Genomic DNA, 1,302 nt, shown 5'->3' with positions numbered 1-1,302 from the left:
CTGCCATGCAAAAAGACCCGCCTCATTAAGTTCCACGGTTGTGCTGTCAAGGCTCAAGCTGATCCGGGCCAGTACCGCCAATGGTTGGTGGCGTCAAACGATCAGGTCGCAGCCTTCTGTACCCAGGCGAACAACCAGGGGCTGGTCACTGCATTAACTCACATCGTAGGGAGCAAGCGCACTCTGATGCTTGGCCTGTCAGCCCAGGATGCCAATATCCAAAGCATCTTCAACAAGGCGGCCAACGAGTTGACGTGGCAGCTTGGCGATCCCCCGCCTAGCTACGTGTTCTCGGAGCAAGATCTGGGAATGGAGCAGCGATCTCTTCTGAAAAACGTCTACCGCGACCAAATCACGCCAGCGAACTTGACGGCAGTCTTTGAGGCGGCACGCATCCAGGCATACGCCAAGCGGTTGCTGACCGCGCTGTTGCTGGACGTGTGGTCTAGAAAGCTGCAGGCGCTTATCTCTCTCGCGCCAGGCCTGCTGCCACAGGCGGAGCGTCAAAACCTGTGCTCCGGCATCATGTCGCTTCGCAACCATCTGGCAGATGCGGCGGAGCCGACGCTTGAGTTCATCGATGCGCTCCTTGATCGATTCGGCCGTGCCTGCAAGCTGCTCCGTGACGGCCAAATCGAGCACCCAAATGTCAGGTTTGAGCCGATCACAAGTGACGTCGTGACAGCCCTAGCTGGTAACCCCACCCTTGGAGCCCTCGGGTTGCGCGAGGCCGCTGTAGCACTTGGCCTGGTGGGGATGGGCTTGAGCCGCGACCATTGGATAGTGGAAGCCGAGTCTCTGGACAGGGAATCGGGCGTGCTGGCGGTCACTGGAAAAGGTGCAGCAGCGGCCCGTACCAAGGTGTACCTGACGGCCAGCGCGTCCGGCGCCGCGCTGCTTCGCAGTGAGGGCCACCTGGTGGAGACAGAGAGCCCCCTTTTGATCCAGTCGCAGAAGCTGGCAGTGCCAATGTCCCGATCTCCGAGGGGAGCAGCAGGGCGGACTGGGGTACCGAAAGCGCGCGATGTAAGCATATCGACGCTGCTGCAAACCTACGCTACCGCTGAAGATCTGTATGAAGCATTCCGACAGGAGCTTGCGCTATGACTGATTCAACACCAGTGGGCCGGGTCGCGGCGGCGCTCGAGGAAGCCGGGTACCAGCGTATCGCCAACGGACTCCGGGTCGGCGAGTTGAAGTTCCAATTTCCCGCCGCGCTCGTGAAGGCGAAGAGTTCTGCCGACTTGATCCTTGTCGCCGATATCGCCAGCGAGAGCGAGTCGCAGTTGACGCGTAAGGTCG

General features: G+C 60.3%; 2 protein-coding genes. Both read left to right on the top strand.

Annotation, left to right across the window (positions count from 1 at the left end; all coding sequences use genetic code 11):
• Positions 1-1,107, top strand: a 1,107-nt coding sequence (locus tag ABYB95_RS23600; protein WP_372662849.1) for an SIR2 family protein, incomplete at its 5' end; no start/stop codon positions are given.
• Positions 1,104-1,302, top strand: a 199-nt coding sequence (locus ABYB95_RS23595; protein WP_372662846.1) for a hypothetical protein, incomplete at its 3' end; no start/stop codon positions are given. The genes ABYB95_RS23600 and ABYB95_RS23595, both read left to right, overlap by 4 nt.

It is taken from the genome of Hydrogenophaga sp. (assembly GCF_041633695.1).
GTDB lineage: Bacteria > Pseudomonadota > Gammaproteobacteria > Burkholderiales > Burkholderiaceae_C > Hydrogenophaga.
The sequence above is the reverse complement of the archived record's forward strand: the minus strand, read 5'-3'. Positions and strand labels throughout refer to the sequence as shown.